Source organism: Streptococcus danieliae (genome assembly GCF_013415245.1).
Lineage (GTDB): Bacteria > Bacillota > Bacilli > Lactobacillales > Streptococcaceae > Streptococcus > Streptococcus danieliae_A.
Genome location: NZ_JACBXX010000164.1, coordinates 1 through 19,263, shown reverse-complemented (window position 1 = coordinate 19,263; position 19,263 = coordinate 1). Strand labels below are relative to the sequence as shown.

The following is a 19,263-nucleotide window of genomic DNA, read 5'->3' as shown; positions in this document are numbered from 1 at the left end:
TGAATAATAGCTGTCTCACAAGAGCGATTGGGACGAAAGCCATAACTATACTCTGAGAAGTGTCTTTCACAGATTGGACTGATGGTTTGAACAATCGCTTGTTGTACCATTCTGTCCATGACTGTAGGGATTCCAAGATTTCGGACGCCACCATTTGGCTTAGGAATTTCAACTCGTAAAACTGGTTGAGGTTTGTACTTCCTCTGCTTTATAAGTTCCTTGGTTTCTCGCCAATGTTGCCGTAGGAAATTATCCATTTCCTCAATGGTAACTCCGTCGATACCAGCAGAACCCTTGTTTCTTTTTACCTGATGATAGGCTTCAAGCATATTGTTCCGAGATAATATCTTATCTAGCAATTCTGACATGTGCGTATTCCTTTCTTGTTTCGGTGTCTGAGGGACATCTTAGATTCGTGAACCTTCTCCTAGTCAATACGTGACCGTCTCCAGTTCTATCAGACCGTTCTTTTACAGACACAAGTGAAGTAGGATTACTTCGGTTAATTGTTCGCCCCTTCGCTCCATTTCCATTACAGAAACTTCATCACTACTATGGGTTCGGCTGACTTCTCATGATTCGTTGTTACTACGTCTACGACGCTCATGAGACCTCACGGGATAAGTCGTATATCTTTCCTCGTTTACTCTCGTGATCTACGCATATAGGTTACGACTACCTTTTGGGACTTTAGAGTTTTCAGCCTCCTCATCCACTACATACGCCTTCATATCACATTTCTGTTCGTAGAGCCACGATTTCGCTATCCCTTCCTCTCCCCGCTACCTCACGATAGTCAGGCTTGGGAGTCGCTATTGGGTTCACCGGTAGCAGGTGCCCACAGAGGACTTGCACCTCAGATATACGACATGCCCGTCGTACAGAAAAGAGGTTGGCAATCCAACCTCCTTTTCTGCGATCGATTAAGCTTGTGGCAATTGGTTATTGGCCATAATTTCATCAATGAAACCATAAGCCAAGGTTTCCTCAGCACTCATCCAGTAATCGCGTTCCGCATCCTTGTGGATTTGCTCCACGGGTTTACCAGAATTGTCTGCCAAGATTTTTTCCAAGGTATGACGCGTTTTTAGCAAATGCTCAGCGGCAATCGCCATATCCGTTTGTTGAGTACCACCACCAGTACCACCCATTGGCTGGTGAATCATGTATTCCGCGTGGGGCAACATGAAACGTTTACCCTTGGCACCGCTGGAAGCAATGATGGTTCCCATGCTAGCTGCCATCCCCATCACAATTGTTTGAACATCAGCCTTGATAAAGTTCATGGTATCCACAATCGCCAAACCTGCTGACACAGATCCACCTGGGGTATTTACATAGAGGTAAATATCCTTGGTTGAATCTTGCGCATCCAAGAACAACAATTGGGCAATAACGGAGTTAGCCATGCTGTCTTCAACAGGTCCCGTCAGCATAATAATTCGATCTTTTAATAGTCGTGAATAGATGTCATAGGAACGTTCACCACGACTCGTTTGTTCAATAACTACAGGAATCATTCTGTATTCTCCTTCTTTACTAGAATGACTTCATTATACCCAAATGGTCAGTAAAGGTCAACTTTCAACCCCTTATTTGGTTCCAAAAAGTCGATCCCCTGCATCGCCAAGTCCAGGAACAATATAACCCTGCTCATTCAAGCGTTCATCCAAGGCAGCTGTCAAAATTGGAACCTCTGGATGGGCCTCTTCCAAGGCAGCCACCCCTTCAGGAGCCGCAACCAAACACACAAAGGTAATATTGCTAGCCCCACGTTTTTTCAAGGAATCAATCGCCAAGATTGCTGAACCACCGGTTGCCAACATTGGATCAACCACAAAAATTCGACGTTGATCAATATCTTCTGGCAATTTCACCAAGTATTCCACCGGTTGCAACGTCTCTTCATCCCGGTACATTCCAATATGACCTACCTTGGCCGCTGGAACCAAACTCAACAACCCATCAACCATGCCGATACCAGCCCTAAGGATTGGAACAATGGCCAATTTTTTACCTGCCAACTGCTTCTGAACCGTTTTTGTAATCGGCGTCTCAATTTCAACATCCTCTAAGGGAAGGTCTCGAAGAACCTCATATCCCATCAACATCGCAATCTCATCTACCAATTCCCGGAAGGCTTTGGTAGAAGTATCCGTCCGACGAAGAATGGACAATTTGTGTTGAATCAACGGATGCGCAATGACTTGAACTTTAGACATCATGGTTCCTCTTTTCTTAATTTTTTCCATTATATCACAGACACCCCTGAAAAGCTTTCCAAAGTAAGCCCCAAAAGCAGATTTTTCCAGTTCATACCTAATTAAAATCAAAATTTTAATACTCGAATAATTTCAAGGAATTGACTAGGAAAGCCAACGAAGGTAGAACTTAGGTTCATCAAGGAGGCTTGACAACGTCAAAATTTGAAATTAAATGAGTATCAATAAAAAACCGGCCTGGATGATATGCACCCCAAATGTTAGACACAAAATCTAACGATTGGGGTGTATTTTTATGAAATTATCATTTGAAGATAAACTTGAAATTTATCACTTAAGAAAAGAAGGGTATTCATGGCCACATCTGTCTAAGAAGTTTGATGTTAATCAATCTAACCTTAAATATATGGTTTCCTTAATGGATAAACACGGAGTTGAAACGGTTAAAAAGGGAAAGAATCGATATTACCCACCTGAATTGAAAAAAGAAATGATTGATCGAGTCCCACTTGCAGGTGAATCTGCGTTATCAGTTTCACTCGAATATGCTTTGCCCAATCGAGGAACTCTTCCTAATTGGATAGCTGATTTCAAGAAAAACGGGTATACTATTGTTGAGAAAACAAGAAGGAAATCCGTAAAAATGGCAAAAACAAAGGCGTCTAAACCTGATCATCAAACTGAGCTGGAACGCTTGAAAGACGAGGTTGAATACCTTAGAACGGAGAATGCTTACCTAAAAAAGTTGAGGGAGCTTCGTTTGAAAGCCGAAGCCAAGCGAGAACGAAAACAGAAGTAATAAAGGAACTCTTAGAAGAAAATTTCCAATTAAAATATCTTCTTTTAGTAGCCAAACTGGCCCGTTCAACCTACTACTATCATTTAAAGAAGCTAGAACTTCCAGATAAGGATAGTGAATTACGAGAACTTATCAAAGAAATTTTCAATGAACACAAGGGTAACTATGGCTATCGTCGGATTACGATGGAATTGCGAAATCAAGGTTATCTTGTAAACCATAAGAAGGTTCAACGAATCATGAAAGAGCTAAGATTAGAAGCACGCATTCGTCGGAATCGGAAGAAATATAGTTCCTATAAAGGAGAGATTGGTAAGAAGGCTGATAATCTCATTCAACGTCAATTTGAAGCGGATAGACCATATGAAAAATGTTACACAGATGTGACTGAATTTGCCATTCCTAGTAGTGAACAGAAGTTGTATTTATCGCCAATCCTTGATGGTTATAACAGTGAAATCATCTCCCACACACTTTCCACTTCACCAAATCTAAAACAAGTAAAAGATATGCTTGAAGCTGCTTTTCCAGACGGTAATTATGGTGGCTGTATCCTTCATAGTGATCAAGGTTGGCAGTATCAGCACAATAGCTATCATTCATTTCTCGAATCGAAAGGAGTGCGTCCTTCTATGTCTCGTAAGGGGAATAGTACAGATAATGGAATGATGGAATCCTTTTTCGGAGTGCTGAAAACAGAGATGTTTTATGGCTATGAGTCTAGTTTCAAGAGTATTGATGAATTGATACAGGCTATTAGTGATTACATTGATTACTACAACAACAAAAGAATTAAGGTAAAATTAAAAGGACTGAGTCCTGTGCAATACAGGATTCAATCCTTTCAATAACTATTTGTCCAACTTTTGGGGGTCAGTTCAGGACCACTCTCCTCAGCCCAAAGCCTGTTTTAATCTTCAATGAATTTACTCAACCCGAGTAAAGATTCCAGTATACGTATTTGTGGACTGTGCCGCAATCAAGTCAAAAGTCCCATTTTCGGCATTTATAGAAACATAAGGTAACCCACTAGTATGAGCATCATTTGCAAATCTACCAAAATACGCTGTGCCATCCCAGCTTCCCACCTCCGGATACAAGAACAGTTCCCGAGTCAGATTTACACGCTCAAGCTCCGGAATAGCCTCTGATTCAGCCATCACCACTCCAACAGTGCCATCTGCTTGAACATAGAGCTGATTGCCAAATTCATCCTGCCAGATTCCAGCAATACTTGAAAAATCACCTGCAACCAAGGACTCCCCATGAATCCCAGTGGTCTGAGCCGGAACCCCTACAGTAGAACCTGTTGCTTCTCCACCTGTAGACACATCTGTTGAAACACCTGTTTCTTGAGATGCTCCGACACCTGTCCCCTGAGACATAGCGCCGGCACTAGCTCCTACACCAGCTTCCACTTTAGAGGCAGCAGATTGATTCTCCACTCCTTCTCCGGCAACCGCAGGCTTAACAGAAGAAGACGGACGCATTTTCTGCTCTTGTTTCTTTTGGACAGAGGAACTGCTTTGGCTCGATTTCACAAGCTTCTGGCTGCTTGAAGAACTTACAGCGGGTTTAACATCAGCTTCTTTAGCTGGGGTACAAGCTGTCAAAGCAAGGACAGCCAATAAGCAAAGACCATATTTTTTCATGATGTTGTCTCCTAATCTTAAGGAAGTGCAATATATCGACGAACTCCTGAACCTGAGATGTAACTCAACCAGTCTCGTCCATCACCTGATACTATTTTATCATAATTTACTGACATCCCAATATCATAATAAGCAATATTTTCAGCTGACAGGCGTGGCTCATTTTTAATAAAGGATTTTTGAGTAAATGTATAGCTACCACTTGCAGGTAAGGATACTTTTGAGGAAGCTACAACATTAGATTGATTAGCAGCTGACGGATTAGATGCCTCTAATGCCTGAATGGCTATATAACGACGGTTACCTTGGAAAGATAAATAACTGATCCAGCGGTAGCCATCTGCCTCCAAAACTTTGTCGTAGTTCACGGATGATCCCGCATCATAGTAAGCCAAATCCGCAGCTGATAGTTTAGGTTCAGCTTTAATAAAAGATTTTTCTTTAACCTGATAGGTGCCACTTGCAGGAAGAGAACTGCTGACAGTAACTACTGAATTATTTGAAACAGGTGTTACAACTGTTGCTGTTTTCGAAGATGCTTTACCGACAGAAATGTAGTAACGACCTCCTTTAGAAGAGATATAACTAATCCAATGATGTCCATCCGCTTCTAAAGTACGATCATAATTCACGGACATACCCACATCATAGTAAGCTACATCAGTCGCTGTAACTCGTGGCTCACTCTTAATAAATGATTTTGTTGTAAAATGATAAGTTCCACTAGGAGCTAGCTCCCCTGCATTCTTCTGAACAGTTGGAGTAGCAACTCGACCACCTAAATCTTTAAAATGGATAAAACCACTTACAGATGAGATAGGGATACTTCTTCTATGATAATTTTGGCTCCAGTTAAAGTTATATTCTTCAATAATAACATTATTTCCCTCAACAGCAGCTACCCAAGCAACATGTCCATATATATCAGAAGCTTCAAAAACCCCTCTACCAAACCATGCTACAGAACCTACTGCGGGAACTTTATCAACATACCCTCCACGCGAAGCTGCATTGATTCCCCAATCTGCTCCATTACCTAAATAACCAACATTGGAAAATCCATTTGTTTCTGCCAATCTAAAAGCAACAAACGAAGTACATTGCCGTACAGGATATCCCCAACGATCAAGATCAGTGTAGGTATTACCATGCTTCCAAGGATAATTATCCCCTATATAAGTTCCTCTCTCAACACCAGCAACTCTAAACCGACTTCTTCTTATTCGGGCTTTATCCAAAGGTTTTTCATCGTCTCCAACCAACTTAACCTGAGGGGCTTCATCATCTCCCACTTTTGGAATGCTATCCAAGATAGAGGATTCGCTCTTATCTTCTAGAACATTCTTCACTTTCGCAACAGCTTCAGATGGCTCAGAAACTTTAATATCCTCAGTAGCTTTTACAGGTGCTAGTTTCTCAACCGAATCTGCTTCAGGAGAAGGAGCAATATTCCCATCTTTCATTTCCTGAACTGTATTGACAGCTACTGATTTCAATTCCACCTCTACAGAAGTAGCTAGATCAATGGAATCAACTTTCGATACATTTACTGTCTCGACAGGTACTTCTTTAACCTCTACCAGTTCAGTACTTACACTCGGAACTTCAACATTTTCTACAACGATACTAGCAGATTGATCTAAAATAATTTCACTGGTCATCGGAGGTTCAACTAATGTCTCAGTAGTCACAACTCCAACAGTTGTTGAATCACTGGCCTTCATCTCATCTCCGTAAACACTACTAGTTCCTGAAACTAACCAAAATCCTAGTAGGACAGACGCAAGACCAAAAGAACATTTCCTAAAAGAAAATCTTTGAACACGATTTTGTACTGACATCTTTTCCATGGATGAACCTCCTAAAAAATTCACTTAAAATAATTAGTGATTTATTTCACACAATAAGTGTATCATAAATCAAGTGCCCCGTCTAGTGTTTTTGTGAAAAAAATATCAAAATATTTTTAAAGCCGTGTTGTAAAATGAAGTGCAACAAAAAAGACATGTTCGTCTGCTATACTAGAGTTCGCCAAAACAGTATAGAAAGAAGATGAACATGTCTCAAACTCATTCTACCAAAAAGTATCTTTATTCTCACTTATCAGCTTCCGAACGTGGTGAAATTAGTGCTTATCTCAAACTAGGCAAGAAACCTGCTGAGATTGCCCGATTATTAGGTCGTCACCGTTCAACAATCTGCCGGGAAATCGAGCGTGGTGCAGTGACTCAAGTTCAAGATAAGAATGGAAAACTGACTTATTACAAGGCTTATTTTGCAGATAGAGCTCAGCTTGTCTACGAAGAAAATCGCAAAAAGAGTGTTTGGCTGAAACTAGACAAGTGCTCATCAACTTTCTTTGAGAAGCTTGAAAAAGCTGTCAAAGCCAAGGTTCGCCGTCATAGTGTAGATTCCTTTGTCCATGAGTATAAAGAAGAACACCCAACAGAAGTCATCCCGTCAACTAAGACTATTTATCGCTACATACTAGATAACCGTTTACCCATTAAACCGATTGATTTACCAAAGATGGTAAGTAGCAGAAAACGGACTCGATCTGGAATCAAAATCAACAAGAAAGTTCTTGGAAAATCCATTGAGGAACGACCAGAAAGTATCAACAACCGTTCTGAATTTGGACACTGGGAAATTGATTTGATACTTGGTAAAAAGACCCGAGGAGAGGCCGTTGTAATGACGTTAGTGGAACGTCAGACTCGCTTTGCCTTGGCCTGTAAGTTACCGAACAAACAATCAGAAACTATCAAGAAAATTGTGCAGGACTGGGTTGAAAGATATCCTATTACTTCCATTACATCTGATAACGGCTCTGAATTTAGTCTCTTATCAGAACTAACGGGTGTTGATGTTTATTTTGCTCATCCCTATTCATCGCACGAAAGAGGGACAAATGAGCATTTCAATGGACTCCTCAGAGAATTTATCCCCAAGGGGCAATCTCTCAATCCACTAACAGATGAAGAACTCTCTCAGTATCTAGAAGCTATCAACGAGAGACCTAGACGGCTTCATCATTACAAAACTGCGAAATTTCTGTTTGAGCTAGCTCAAACAGCTTAATCCATAGAATTCTAGGAAGCAGCTGACTTATTGCACTTGAGTTGACAATTCAAGAAATATTTTTAAAAAGATAAATTCCTCTAAAACACTCTTTCTACCACCTACTGATTCCCAATAAACAAATCCCTTTCCATCAAAAAAAGCTGGGACAGGCCCAGCTAATGTTAAGAGATTCGTAATAAGCGGCGCAAACGGTTGGCCTGGCTGCCCATGACCCGGTCCAAATGGTTGCTTTTGAGGGCCATCCAAGCGTAAACGTAGACGGAAATAGCACCCACAATCATTAGGTGTAACAGGCTGCCCCAACGGCTGTTGACTCCAATCACCAGGGACAAGAGGGCTTGGGCCAGCATGGTCACGAGCGACATAATAAGTGTCATTAAAGTTACTAGAACCACACGTTTCATCAGGCGCTTGTGATTGAGGCGTGTGACCTGATGAATCGTGCGGTACATCAGGAAGCAGGGGAGGACTAAGGCTACTCCGGTTGACAGGAGTGGGCCATAGGAACCAAAGATCCAGATAAATGGAATTTGCAAGACTAGTTTGGCTCCCAAGCCGTAAAGGAAGTAAAGCATGGCCAAGCGATTCTGGTAGAGGGCTTGAATCATTGGCGCCAAAACGGTGTAGAGGCCTAGGAGGAGGGTAAAGGACATGGCCCACACAAATAGGTCTAGGGCTGCTCCTTCTGGCTGGCCGTAAAAGAAGGTATAGAGGGCCCGCCCCATTAATAGGGAACCTAGCGTTGCCGGAATGAGGAAGGTCAGCAGCAAACTGAGATTATCAATGACCAGTTTGGCTGCGGCTGCCAGGTCCTTTTTGACATAGTTCTCTGTCAAAAGGGGGATCCCTACTCCGCCTACAGAGGAAGCAACCGCAATCAGGATCATGCTGACCTTATTGGGATTGGCTGAGAAGTAAGAAAAAAGCACCAGCAGCTCTGTCTCCGAGGTCTTGGTAAACCAGCGGGAGACATTAATAAAGGTCATTTGGTCAATAATCTGGAAAAGCTGAATGGCTGACCCTGTGATAATAAAAGGCACTGCTTCTTTGAGCGTTTCCAATACCAATTGGCTGCCACCTTCCAGTTTTTGACCAGAGGCAGCAAGGATGGGGCGTAGGAGCCCTTCTTGATTAAGCGAAAAAATCAAAAGCGCCATCGAGGCCAGCATCCCAATAAAGGCGGCAAAGGTGGATTGGGTAACGGCTGCCACATAATCCTTATTGCCCAGCTGCATGATCAGGAAGGTGGCCAGCAACATCCAGATGACCCGGGCTACCTGCTCTGCAATCTGGCTCATGGCATAGGGCCGCATATTGCTGTAACCTTGGAAAACACCGCGGATAATACTCATGGCCGGAAAAATCAGCACAGCCCAAGCCAAACTCTGCATGACGGGGGTCAACTCAGCCCCAACTCCCGAACCCGAAGCAAAGAGAGGAGCGGCTAGATACATAAGACCAGCAAAGACCAAACCAAGAATCAACATCAATTTCAAAAAACGATTGATTAGGGCAAAGGACTTGTCCTCCTGCCCCATGGTATTGTACTTGGCAATCTGCTTGGAGATCGCTACTGGTAGGCCTGCGGTTGAGACCAAGAGGAACCAGGCGTAAATGTTGTAGCCCATGGTAAAGAGACCATTAGCCTCGGCTGCATGAGCTCCCATCCAGCCATACCACGGAATAATATAGAGGGCCCCGAGCAGGCGGCTAATGAGGTTACTAGCGGTCATCCAAGCCGCTCCCTTCAGCATCAGCTCCTGCTGACGCGCTTGTTGGTCATTCATTCTAATCCCCTTTTAATACTACTTCCAAATTAAAATAAGCTCTCAAACTCGTTCTCATCATAGGACCTAAACTTACAATGTATGAAGAAAACTCGAAAGAGTCTAATACCTAATTAAAATCAAAATTTGAATACTCGAATAATTTCAAGGAATTGACTAGGAAAGCCGACGAAGGTAGAACTTAGGTTCATCAAGGAGGCTTGACAACATCAAAATTTGAAATTAAATGAGTCTAAGCTATTCGAAAATACTAGTACCATTATAGCATGAAGGCCCAGTCCCTCCAAGATTTTAACGAAAAAAAGGCAATCATCTTTGACTTGTAAAAGCACACCAGAAGGGTTACAATAGGGCTATGATGAAACTTGAAACCGCCTTACAAATTTTACAAGCGGACCATAACTTCCGTGCTATTGTCGACCAGGATACCTTCCACTATCGAGGCCACGATTGGACCTTCCAAGAGCTGAGCTATGATAGTCGCCAGGTCTCTGAACACACCCTCTTTTTTGCCAAGGGGCAACAGTTTAAAGCCGAATACCTTGAAGCTGCCATCCAGCAAGGCTTGCGCTACTATGTCAGTGAGATTGACTACCAAGTCGCCATTCCTGTGATTTTGGTCAATGATATCAAACAGGCCATGAGCCTGATTGCGATGGAATTTTACCAACACCCCGAGAAAAAGCTCAAGCTCTTAGCTTTTACTGGGACCAAGGGGAAAACAACGGCTGCTTATTTTGCTTTCAACATTCTCAAGCAAGAATGGAAACCCGCCATGCTTTCAACCATGAACTCAACGCTGGACGGGGTCCATTTTTTCAAATCGCAACTAACTACTCCTGAGAGTCTGGATCTCTTTGCCATGATGGCCGAAGCTGTCGCCCATGGCCGTACCCACTTTATTATGGAGGTGTCCAGTCAGGCCTACTTGGTCAAGCGGGTCTATGGCCTGACTTTTGATGTCGGCGTCTTTCTCAATATCAGCCCCGATCATATTGGGCCGATTGAACATCCTAGCTATGAGGACTACTTCTACCACAAGCGGCAGCTCCTAGCCAACAGCCGCTTCCTCATTTTGAACCAGCAAATGGATCATAGCGACTTTCTCTTGGATTCGATTCAAGACCAACCGCACACAACCTATGGCCTGGGAAGTCCCAATACCATTGAAGAATCTGCGGCCTTTCACTTCAAGGTTGGTGGTCCTCTCGCTGGCGATTATGATATTCAATTAATTGGTGACTTTAATCAAGAAAATGCCCTAGCCGCTGGCTTGGCCTGCCAACAGCTAGAAGCAAGTCCAGCAGCCATTCAAGCCGGTATCGCCCAAACCAAGGTTGATGGTCGGATGGAAGTTTTAACCCATCCTTCTGGAGCTAAAATTTTTATTGACTATGCCCACAATGGTGATAGTCTGAAAAAGCTAATCGATACCGTGGCCCACTACCAGAAGGGCAAGCTCGCCCTCATCCTCGGTGCCACTGGCAACAAGGGAGAAAACCGCCGCAAGGACTTTGGCCTTCTCTTAAACGACTACCCAGACCTTGAGGTCGTCCTCACCGCAGACGATCCCAACTATGAGGATCCCGTGGCCATTTCCCAGGAAATCGCCAGCTACCTCCACCGCCCTGTAACCATCATTGCCGACCGCGAAACAGCCATCCAAGAAATTCTGAGCCAACAGTATCAGAGTGAGGATGCCATTATCATTGCTGGTAAAGGAGCGGATGCCTTTCAAATTGTCCAAGGGGAAAAAATCCCCTATCCCGGCGACCCCCAAGTTGTCGTCCAAGCACTTGAATAATCGTAAAAAGGAACCAATTGTGGTTCCTTTTTACGATGGCTAATTTTTAGTAGCTTTAATCTTTTGCGCTGCCCGAACCCGATTTTCATAGGACTGGGCTAAATGAATACTTCCCAGGGCACGGAAGGACTCAATCACAGCTTCCATCTGCATCAATCCTTTACGTTCATCATGAAAGAAGAACTCAAACATTCCTTCTCCATATTGAACCACCATCCGTTCAAACATATCCCGCTCTTCAAAGTGATGATTTTTGATGAATTTTCGGTAGTACTGGGCGTCAATGAGTTCCTGACGTTCGCAGGATAGCACAAAGGCTTCCAAGACCAAATAATTAATCATCCGGCGATTGAGAGGAAGCTCCTTATAAAACTCCGACCGTGAGATCATTTCCTTGGACAGGGTCATAAACAGCGCATGGCGAAAACGGTGCATGGAATGGGTAAATAGCAGTAATTCATAGTAGCCCCAATACTCAACGCCAATTAGGTAATCCGTCAAGACACTTAAATCACGCTCAGACACAACCGGATCTCCGGTCATTTCTTCCAGTTTGATTTTAATGATAATCGTGTTTAATTCATAAAACAAGCGTCTTAGCCGGGGTTTGACAGGTCTAGATTCCAAGAGGTGGCGCATGCTGACAACATCATTTTGAAGCACATAAATATCCATCTGGTGCAGTAATTCCTGCAACTCATCACGTTTAAAGTCTTGAACCGCATAGAGAAATTCAGACATGGGCATATTGATTTCATCTAAAGCAATTTTAAACTTCGAGATGGTGAGATCGGACTGGCCATTTTCGAACCGCGATAATTGCGACACGGATAAATCTTTTGTGGCAATGGAGCGCAAGGACAAGCCTCGTGACTGCCGAAATTGTTTAAACACTTTTCCAAATGATTTCATATAGACCCTTTACATTGTTTATAAGCGAAAGAAGGCAGATCCAACCAAGACCTACCTTCCTCACATTTTAATTGGCAAAAGCTGCTGTTAGTTGTGGAACAACTTGTTTTTTACGAGATACAGCACCAGGCAAGAAGGCATGGTGATTTTCCAAAGTGAAACCGAAGGCTGCTTCAACCTTGTCTGGATTTGCCCCCAAGGTCAAAATCTCAGAGTTCGAGTTGACAATATCGGTAATCATCAAGACAAAATCAGAGTAGCCTGCTTCTGCCATAGCTGCTTGCATAGCTTCTTCAATTTCAGCTTGGCGTTCCAAAATTTCAGCGATATCAACCGTATTGACTTGGGCTACACGGACAGTGTTCCCACCCAATTCAAAGCTCTTAGCATCAATATCGATCAATTCAGCAGCTGTTTTGCTGGAGAGATTGGTACCAGCTTTTAACATTTCTAGTCCATAAGCTTCCAAGTCTACACCGGCTAGCTCTGCTAACTCAGCTGCCAAAGGAACATCTGTGACATGGGTTGTTGGTGATTTTAACAAAAGTGTGTCTGAAATCAAACCAGACAGCATCAAACCAGCCAATTCTTTTGGTACTTGGACTTGGTTTTCTTTAAACATCCGGTAAACAATCGAAGATGCTGAACCAACTGGCTCAAGACGCATAAACAAGGGATTAGCAGTCTCAAAGTTAGCGACACGGTGGTGGTCAACAACACCGAAAACTTCAACATCACGGATGCCTTCTGCAGATTGTTGGAACTCATTATGGTCTGTCAAGATAACTTGTTCAACACCTTCCTGGGCAAGGGATTGAATTTCACGTGGCGTCTCAACACCAAAATAGTCTAACACAAAGCGCGTTTCTTCATTAGGTTGTCCCAAGATAACCGCTTCTGTATCCAAACCATGAGCTTGGCGAGCTAAATAAGCATAGGCATAGGATGATGCAATCGCATCTGTATCAGGGTTTTGATGACCAAAAACCAAGATTTTTGACATGTTTCTACCTCTTTTCCAATTTTCATTTACTATTTTAACACAAAGAAGGGACTTCTACCAAGTGGCAATCTTCAGAATTAGCCCTTTTGGACCCGCTTGAGATAGTCTTGGTAGGATTCTGTCTCCATTAACTTCTTGGCATTGGCAACCCGCTCTTTGGTTGGTGGTTTCACCCCTTTGAGTGGATAGTCAATTCCCAATTTTTCCCATTTAAATTCACCCATGGTGTGATAAGGCAGGATCTCAAATTTATCAACATTTTTCAAGGTTTTTACAAATTCACCCAGTTCCTTCAGGTCCTCATCATGGTCGGTCAAGCCAGGCACCAACACGTGGCGAATCCAGACTGGGATTCCTTTATCTGATAAGTAGCGAGCACAATCCAAGATATTGCGGTTGCTTTGGCTGGTTACAAATTTGTGCCGCTCATCATTGATCTCCTTGATGTCCAGCAGCACCAAATCGGTTACCGCCATCAATCGGTCAAACACTTCCAAATACTCCGGCTTGTTGCGGAAAGGCAGGGCACAGGTATCCAAGGTGGTATGGATGCCCAATTCTTTGGCTTTGGTAAAAAGGGCAATCAGAAAGTCGATTTGCAAGAGGGCTTCTCCACCGCTAACGGTAATCCCCCCATTCTTGCCCCAGTAACCCCTATAACGGAGGGCTTCTTCCAGAATATCATCCACTGTCCGCGTCTGAGCCTGTTCATTTTCAAAGGCCCAAGTATCTGGATTGTGACAGTACTGGCAGCGCATCTTACATCCCTGCAAAAACACGATAAAGCGGATGCCCGGACCATCAACAGCCCCAAAACTCTCTGTCGAATGCACGTATCCTGTTACCTGTCCATAATCAATTACTTGTCCCATAACAGCCCTCCTGTAAGCGTTTTACTTTATTTAGTATAGCACTTTTTTTGAAAATAGGAAAGTTTTTCCAAACCTTTTCCAAGCAAGGCTACTTGCCAGGTATCAAAAAGGAGGTCAGGGATCTTCCCCTAGCCTCCTTGTCTGACAGTTATTTGGAAGTCATCTCTTCCAGGTCTTCTTCGATTTTATCCATGTGGAGACGCAATTTGGTTACCCGACCTCTTTTCACCTTATCATTGCGTAAGGTGAGGCGGTAGCCATTAGACTCTAGATCAACAGAGAGGCGTTCCCCTTCTGCTGGGATGCTGCCCAGGGTAGTGATGTAGTAACCAGCAATGGTATCGACATCATCACTCTCCAATTCCACATCAAAATGCTCGTTAAAATCATTGAGGGTCATAGCCCCGAGGACAATGTAACTTCCATCCGCTAACTCACGAACTTCCAGCTCCGCCTTATCGGTCTCATCCTCAATCTCTCCGACAATTTCTTCTAAGAGATCTTCCAAGGTCACCAGACCTGCAACTCCACCATACTCGTCTAGCAGAATAGCCATCTGATTCTGGGTGTTGCGCAAGGAGGTCAAGAGATCATCAACAAACATAGTTTCCGGTACAAAAAGGGGTTCTTGAAGAATTTTCTCCAAGGACAGATTTTCAAAACCAGCCGTAAAGGCTTCGGTCAAAATCCGCTTGGTATGCAGAATACCGATAATATTATCCTTATCTCCCTCATAGACAGGAATCCGTGAAAAGTTTTGCTTCAAAATTGCTTGGATATTCTCTTCGCTTGCATTCTTAATATCCACCATAAAGGCATCTGTCCGTGGCACCATCAATTCACGCGCCATCAGTTCATCCAAGGTGAAAACCCCTTGAAGCATCTCCAATTCTTCCGCATCCAGGCTCTCTTCACTTTTTGAGAGCATGTATTCGATCTCATCCCGCGTCATTTTTTCATCGGCATCATCAAACTCCATCGGCGTCAAACGACTGAGAAGGTTGGTGGAAGCCGATAGCAACCAAACGAAGGGACTGACAATTTTTCCCAAAAATAAAATAATTGGAGCTGTGCGGACAGCTAGGGATTCCTTGAGGTTCAAGGCAATTCGCTTGGGATAAAGCTCACCCAGCACAATCGAAATATAGGTCAACAATGCCAAAGCAAGGAAACTCCCGACCGCATAGGCTGTCTCGCTGCCCCCCATCCAGGTCGCAAACATGCGGCCCAGAGTATCGGCCAAGCTAGCCCCGGCCAAGATATTAATCAGAGTAATCCCGACTTGAATCGTGGATAGAAAATGATTGGGCTCCTCCAAGACATTTAACAAACGCTGATAAGCCCGGTCTCCCTCTTCAGCCTTCTGCTCAACCCGTGAACGGTTGAGCGACACCATGGCCATCTCAGAAGCTGAAAAAAAGGCGTTTAGAAAGGTCAGGAAAAAGAGTAATACAATCTGCACTACCAAATTCTGACTGCTAGGATCTTCCATTGTGTTTTTCTCCTAAAAATGTAAAGATAAGCTTATTTTACCATATTTTACAAAAAACAAGAAAGTGGGACAGAAGGAAACTCAAAAATTCCTTCTACCCCACTCTTATTTTTCCTAATCGAGTGGCTGCCCCGCCGCAATTCGATCAATCAGTTCCAGATCCTCCCGAACTGAATCAATTTCCGCCTTGGTCGGGTACGTCGCTAATACCCGGTCCAAACGCTGGCGAATCCGAGCCGCTTCTGCCTGGTCTTGCTTGGACAGACGGGCTAAGGCATAGTTCAACGTTAAAACAAGAGGATAATCCTTCATAGCCTTGAGGAATTGTTGGATTTCTTTCTCTTCTAACAGAGACAAATCTGCTTCCTTGGATTCCGTAAGTAAATTATAATAAAGTCTAACAAGACGAAGCATGATTCGATGGACTCCTGGTAACGGACGATCACTTTCCAGCAATTCCTGCATCACCAGCGAGCCAGCTTGGTAGTCTTTTTTATCCATAAGCTGCATTGCCCGATAGAACTCCAAGGACGCACTAAAAGAGTCATCAATAGGAGACTTAGCTGCCACCTGAAACCAGTCCTCTGGCAGCGAGCGTGCTTTCTGGCCCCTAGTCATCGCTTCTACGATCAACAGTTGCTTGGCAAGAGCTTCACGCGCAGCTGGATTCCGAGACAATTCCCAAGCATTCCAGCCGTCATTTGCAACGACCTTCCCTTTCACCGGAAAAATAGTCATAAGGAACAATAGAAGGTTAAGCACTCCAAAGAGAAACAGGAGGAGACTCCCTAGAGATGGTTTCAAGGCTAACGATAGAGGCCATAAAGAGGCCCACAGAAGATTCATCAAGGGACCGCCCAAATTAATCAATAGAACGGGAACTTGATAGTCCTCAGAAACTGGTGGGGCCATCAAACATTGACCACCTGTACCCACTAAGGAAAAGCGTTTCCAGACCAAGCCCTCATCCCAGCGAACTAGGACTCTACTTCCAACACGAAAGGAAATAAAACGGTAGCCGGACAAGAGACCGCCAAGCAAGTGCCCCAGCTCATGGAGAATAACCGCTAACAGCCACATAAGAACAAAACCAACAACAAGGATGGAGCCTAGATACAGAAAATCCAGTAGCTCATTCTCCCAGAGAGAAATAACCGGCATTTTAGCTAGCAGGGCTCCCAGGTGATGACCAAACACAAAACTAATTCCCACAAAGCCGATAAAGCTAATCCCCTTCAGCAACCCCTTCTTCATAAGCGACTCCCTTCTACCCTAACCTTTTTTAGGGTGACGATCCAAAACCTCTGCATGTTGGTCAAAAAGGGCCTGTCCTTGAGATGTCAAACAATAGCCCCGAATGTCAAAACTAGCTTCCAGAGCCTGGTCTTCAACCTGCTCCAAGAGGGCCTGGTCTAGTTCTGCCGCCTTCATCTTAGAGAACCCTTTAACCCCTTGGTTCTTGAGGATAGCCTTTTTCTGACCAGCATTAATATGGGCCAGCGATTCACGCGCTTTTTGCTGACGTACCAAGCCGCGTTCCTCGAGAATCTGCAAGTTGCGGGGAGCGTCAATCCCGTAGGTATATTCAAAATACTTGGGAAAAACCGATTCTGTTGTAAACGTCCCCAGGGCAATCCGCCACAGGAGAATCACATCACCAGCAACAATCTCCCCTTCTAAGGGCTCCATATTTTTTCGCGGAACCGCCGGTGCGACCTTCCCTTGGGCGTGATCCAGTGCCTGCTGCTCGGAAATAAAGGGTTGGACTGGATAATCCGCATAACGTTCTACCAAACTGACCATCTTAATCCTCTACTTCTGCAGAAATTTGCCAGTTGATTCCATACTTATCAATCAAGTTGGCATAGGCTGGTGACCAGAAGGTTTCCTGCAATTCCAAGGTCACTTCTTGCGCCTCTTCTTTCAAAGCATCGTAGAGTTTTTGAGCAGCCTCGACAGAATCCACGATGATTGTTGGAACCACATTGCGACCAGGGGTATAGGCATACTCTGGACTTTCATCTGAGATTTGCAGACGAATCCCATCAACCACTAGTTGCGCATTCAAGACCAAGTGCTTGTGCTCCTCAGCTACGTCAGGAATCGCATCCCCCCAGAGGGTCAAGCTGGTCAATTCAGCACCTAACACACCCTTGTAAAATTCAACAGCCTCTTGGCCATTACCATCCGTCACCAAATAAACTTCCATTCTTTTAATCATTTTTTTACCTCACGAATTGCAAAATAGTTTTCTTCTAAATCTGAAAAATTGAAGACCCGCATCAGGCCTAAGTCGACAATGGGCATAACCAAAACGCCCCGATCGAGCATGAATTGGTAGGTTGCATCCAGGTCGGCTGACTCCATTAAAAAGGACGGCGTCCCCAAATCCAATTCAGGGCTCAATTCAGCTACCTGAGCCTTGTCCTGAAGCACAATCTGGACCTGACTATCCTTCTTCGGGGCCACCAAATAGGAAACCAAGCCCAGATTCTCCTGGCGCTCAACCAACTCAAAACCAACCTGGTCTTTCCAGAACTTGGCTGCCTGCTCGATATCGTTTACATAGACCACCACTTGTCCTAAAGAGTCAATCATAATGTACTCCTCCGTTTACCCTTAGTATACCACGGATCCCCGTAAAAAGCTTGAAAGTCCCTCCTCCATTCGCTATAATGAGCACAGGACATGAAAGGAAATCAACTATGAAAAAACTACTCATTGCAGCCCTACTGGCCAGTGCCGCTGCCCTGGCCCTCATCATCTACCAGAACCAGCCCAAGCAGGAATTAAGTTTGAGCGCCCAGCTCCAAGAAGTCCTCAAAAATCCAGAGACCGACTTTCCCCAGTTGCAGACCAAGGCCAGTAAACAGGAGCCGGTCGTGACTCTCAAAACCAGTCAGGGAGACATCACACTTAAACTCTTTCCAGAATACGCGCCCTTGGCCGTCGAGAACTTCTTGACCCATGCCAAGGAGGGCTATTATGATGGCCTCAGCTTCCACCGGGTCATCAAGGACTTTATGATCCAAACCGGAGACCCCAAGGGGGATGGCAGCGGCGGTGAATCCATCTGGGCTGGCAAAGACAGCGAAAAAGATCCAGGCACCGGCTTTAAAAACGAAATCAGCCCCTACCTCTACAATATCCGAGGCGCTGTCTCCATGGCCAATGCCGGCCCCGACACCAATGGCAGCCAATTCTTCATCAACCAAAACACCCAAGATATCTCCAGCCGCTTGGATCCCAACACCTACCACTCCAAAATCATCCAAGCCTATAAAAACGGAGGCAACCCTAACCTCGACGGCTCTTACACCGTCTTCGGACAGGTCATCCAAGGCATGGACGTTGTCGACAAAATCGCTGCCACTGAAACAGATGACCAGGATAAACCCAAGGAAGCCATCACCATCCAAAAAATCACCATTCAATCCGAATGAGCCCCCAACCTCAGACGCAATCCGCCTGAGGTTTTTATACTCTTTCTCTTTTGAATCCCCACGTTGTTATACTTAACAAAAATCAAAATCTGAATTATAATAGATATTATGGAATTCACACAAGATCAAATTAATGAATTAAAATCAGCTCTCAAAAATAAACAACTTTCTGCTTATCACAACCGTATTCAAG

The 19,263-nt window shown here is 44.2% G+C and carries 17 protein-coding genes and 1 pseudogene; 4 read left to right on the top strand and 14 right to left on the bottom strand.

Features of this window, described 5'->3' with window-relative positions; genetic code table 11:
* The 3 genes and pseudogenes from HZY94_RS08130 to upp form a co-directional block, all read right to left on the bottom strand.
* The coding region (locus HZY94_RS08130) for a reverse transcriptase domain-containing protein (protein ID WP_257151889.1) at positions 1-368 on the bottom strand (368 nt) is incomplete at its 3' end.
* A gap of 555 nt (positions 369-923) precedes the next feature.
* Positions 924-1,526 (bottom strand): annotated as a pseudogene (locus HZY94_RS08125) (ATP-dependent Clp protease proteolytic subunit); the annotation flags it as partial.
* Between the two features lie 66 nt (positions 1,527-1,592).
* Entirely contained in the window at positions 1,593-2,222 is a 630-nt protein-coding gene (gene upp, locus HZY94_RS08120; RefSeq protein ID WP_160332469.1) for a uracil phosphoribosyltransferase, read from the bottom strand.
* Between the two features lie 295 nt (positions 2,223-2,517).
* Between upp and HZY94_RS08115 the strand changes: the two genes are divergently transcribed.
* Positions 2,518-3,872, top strand: a protein-coding gene (locus HZY94_RS08115) for an IS3 family transposase (protein ID WP_160332468.1) whose coding sequence is annotated in 2 segments (ribosomal slippage) — positions 2,518-2,959 and positions 2,959-3,872 — 1,356 coding nt in all. Because the reading frame shifts where the segments join, the coding sequence is not laid out codon by codon here.
* 75 nt (positions 3,873-3,947) lie between these two features.
* On the opposite strand, the gene HZY94_RS08110 is transcribed toward HZY94_RS08115, so the two are convergent.
* Positions 3,948-4,673 carry a hypothetical protein gene (locus HZY94_RS08110; RefSeq protein WP_179925743.1) on the bottom strand — a complete coding sequence of 242 codons (726 nt, stop codon included), beginning with the start codon at positions 4,671-4,673 and terminating at the stop codon, positions 3,948-3,950.
* A 17-nt stretch (positions 4,674-4,690) separates the two neighbouring features.
* Positions 4,691-6,523 carry an SH3 domain-containing protein gene (locus HZY94_RS08105; protein ID WP_160332466.1) on the bottom strand — a complete coding sequence of 611 codons (1,833 nt, stop codon included), beginning with the start codon at positions 6,521-6,523 and terminating at the stop codon, positions 4,691-4,693.
* Positions 6,524-6,731: 208 nt separating this feature from the next.
* On the opposite strand from HZY94_RS08105, the gene HZY94_RS08100 reads away from it, so the two are divergent.
* Complete coding sequence (locus HZY94_RS08100; protein WP_179925742.1) at positions 6,732-7,754, top strand: IS30 family transposase; 1,023 nt, start codon at positions 6,732-6,734, stop codon at positions 7,752-7,754.
* A 164-nt stretch (positions 7,755-7,918) separates the two neighbouring features.
* Here the strand turns inward: HZY94_RS08100 and HZY94_RS08095 are convergent, their stop codons facing one another.
* On the bottom strand, positions 7,919-9,544 hold the full coding sequence (locus tag HZY94_RS08095) for a putative polysaccharide biosynthesis protein (RefSeq protein ID WP_179925741.1): 1,626 nt from the start codon (positions 9,542-9,544) through the stop codon (positions 7,919-7,921).
* Between the two features lie 355 nt (positions 9,545-9,899).
* On the opposite strand from HZY94_RS08095, the gene HZY94_RS08090 reads away from it, so the two are divergent.
* Positions 9,900-11,348 carry a UDP-N-acetylmuramoyl-L-alanyl-D-glutamate--L-lysine ligase gene (locus HZY94_RS08090; protein WP_160332636.1) on the top strand — a complete coding sequence of 483 codons (1,449 nt, stop codon included), beginning with the start codon at positions 9,900-9,902 and terminating at the stop codon, positions 11,346-11,348.
* A 39-nt stretch (positions 11,349-11,387) separates the two neighbouring features.
* Here the strand turns inward: HZY94_RS08090 and HZY94_RS08085 are convergent, their stop codons facing one another.
* The 8 genes from HZY94_RS08085 to HZY94_RS08050 form a co-directional block, all read right to left on the bottom strand.
* Complete coding sequence (locus HZY94_RS08085; RefSeq protein WP_179925740.1) at positions 11,388-12,242, bottom strand: Rgg/GadR/MutR family transcriptional regulator; 855 nt, start codon at positions 12,240-12,242, stop codon at positions 11,388-11,390.
* An 85-nt stretch (positions 12,243-12,327) separates the two neighbouring features.
* The gene (locus tag HZY94_RS08080) at positions 12,328-13,263 is read right to left on the bottom strand and encodes a manganese-dependent inorganic pyrophosphatase (RefSeq protein WP_160332638.1); all 936 of its coding nucleotides are present in this window, start codon (positions 13,261-13,263) and stop codon (positions 12,328-12,330) included.
* Between the two features lie 77 nt (positions 13,264-13,340).
* Positions 13,341-14,135 (bottom strand): pyruvate formate-lyase-activating protein, encoded by a 795-nt coding sequence (gene pflA / locus HZY94_RS08075; protein WP_179923913.1) that lies wholly within the window; start codon positions 14,133-14,135, stop codon positions 13,341-13,343.
* A gap of 148 nt (positions 14,136-14,283) precedes the next feature.
* Positions 14,284-15,627, bottom strand: coding sequence for a hemolysin family protein (locus HZY94_RS08070; protein ID WP_179925739.1), 1,344 nt, complete (start codon positions 15,625-15,627; stop codon positions 14,284-14,286).
* A gap of 114 nt (positions 15,628-15,741) precedes the next feature.
* Positions 15,742-16,881 (bottom strand): site-2 protease family protein, encoded by a 1,140-nt coding sequence (locus HZY94_RS08065; protein ID WP_179925738.1) that lies wholly within the window; start codon positions 16,879-16,881, stop codon positions 15,742-15,744.
* Between the two features lie 18 nt (positions 16,882-16,899).
* Complete coding sequence (locus HZY94_RS08060; RefSeq protein ID WP_179925737.1) at positions 16,900-17,430, bottom strand: hypothetical protein; 531 nt, start codon at positions 17,428-17,430, stop codon at positions 16,900-16,902.
* A 1-nt stretch (position 17,431) separates the two neighbouring features.
* Positions 17,432-17,848 carry a VOC family protein gene (locus HZY94_RS08055; protein ID WP_179925736.1) on the bottom strand — a complete coding sequence of 139 codons (417 nt, stop codon included), beginning with the start codon at positions 17,846-17,848 and terminating at the stop codon, positions 17,432-17,434.
* Positions 17,845-18,225, bottom strand: coding sequence for a VOC family protein (locus HZY94_RS08050; RefSeq protein WP_179925735.1), 381 nt, complete (start codon positions 18,223-18,225; stop codon positions 17,845-17,847). Before HZY94_RS08050 ends, HZY94_RS08055 begins: the two co-directional genes overlap by 4 nt.
* Before the next feature lie 107 nt (positions 18,226-18,332).
* Between HZY94_RS08050 and HZY94_RS08045 the strand changes: the two genes are divergently transcribed.
* Entirely contained in the window at positions 18,333-19,070 is a 738-nt protein-coding gene (locus HZY94_RS08045; protein ID WP_179925734.1) for a peptidylprolyl isomerase, read from the top strand.
* The last annotated feature ends 193 nt before the right edge of the window (positions 19,071-19,263 follow it).

Bases quoted from the DNA above. Each gene is read 5' to 3' on its own strand.
- upp (WP_160332469.1), bottom strand. From the start codon at position 2,222: ATGTCTAAAGTTCAAGTCATTGCGCATCCGTTGATTCAACACAAATTG.
- HZY94_RS08110 (WP_179925743.1), bottom strand. From the start codon at position 4,673: ATGAAAAAATATGGTCTTTGCTTATTGGCTGTCCTTGCTTTGACAGCT.
- HZY94_RS08105 (WP_160332466.1), bottom strand. From the start codon at position 6,523: ATGGAAAAGATGTCAGTACAAAATCGTGTTCAAAGATTTTCTTTTAGG.
- HZY94_RS08100 (WP_179925742.1), top strand. From the start codon at position 6,732: ATGTCTCAAACTCATTCTACCAAAAAGTATCTTTATTCTCACTTATCA.
- HZY94_RS08095 (WP_179925741.1), bottom strand. From the start codon at position 9,544: ATGAATGACCAACAAGCGCGTCAGCAGGAGCTGATGCTGAAGGGAGCG.
- HZY94_RS08090 (WP_160332636.1), top strand. From the start codon at position 9,900: ATGATGAAACTTGAAACCGCCTTACAAATTTTACAAGCGGACCATAAC.
- HZY94_RS08080 (WP_160332638.1), bottom strand. From the start codon at position 13,263: ATGTCAAAAATCTTGGTTTTTGGTCATCAAAACCCTGATACAGATGCG.
- pflA (WP_179923913.1), bottom strand. From the start codon at position 14,135: ATGGGACAAGTAATTGATTATGGACAGGTAACAGGATACGTGCATTCG.
- HZY94_RS08070 (WP_179925739.1), bottom strand. From the start codon at position 15,627: ATGGAAGATCCTAGCAGTCAGAATTTGGTAGTGCAGATTGTATTACTC.
- HZY94_RS08065 (WP_179925738.1), bottom strand. From the start codon at position 16,881: ATGAAGAAGGGGTTGCTGAAGGGGATTAGCTTTATCGGCTTTGTGGGA.
- HZY94_RS08060 (WP_179925737.1), bottom strand. From the start codon at position 17,430: ATGGTCAGTTTGGTAGAACGTTATGCGGATTATCCAGTCCAACCCTTT.
- HZY94_RS08055 (WP_179925736.1), bottom strand. From the start codon at position 17,848: ATGATTAAAAGAATGGAAGTTTATTTGGTGACGGATGGTAATGGCCAA.
- HZY94_RS08050 (WP_179925735.1), bottom strand. From the start codon at position 18,225: ATGATTGACTCTTTAGGACAAGTGGTGGTCTATGTAAACGATATCGAG.
- HZY94_RS08045 (WP_179925734.1), top strand. From the start codon at position 18,333: ATGAAAAAACTACTCATTGCAGCCCTACTGGCCAGTGCCGCTGCCCTG.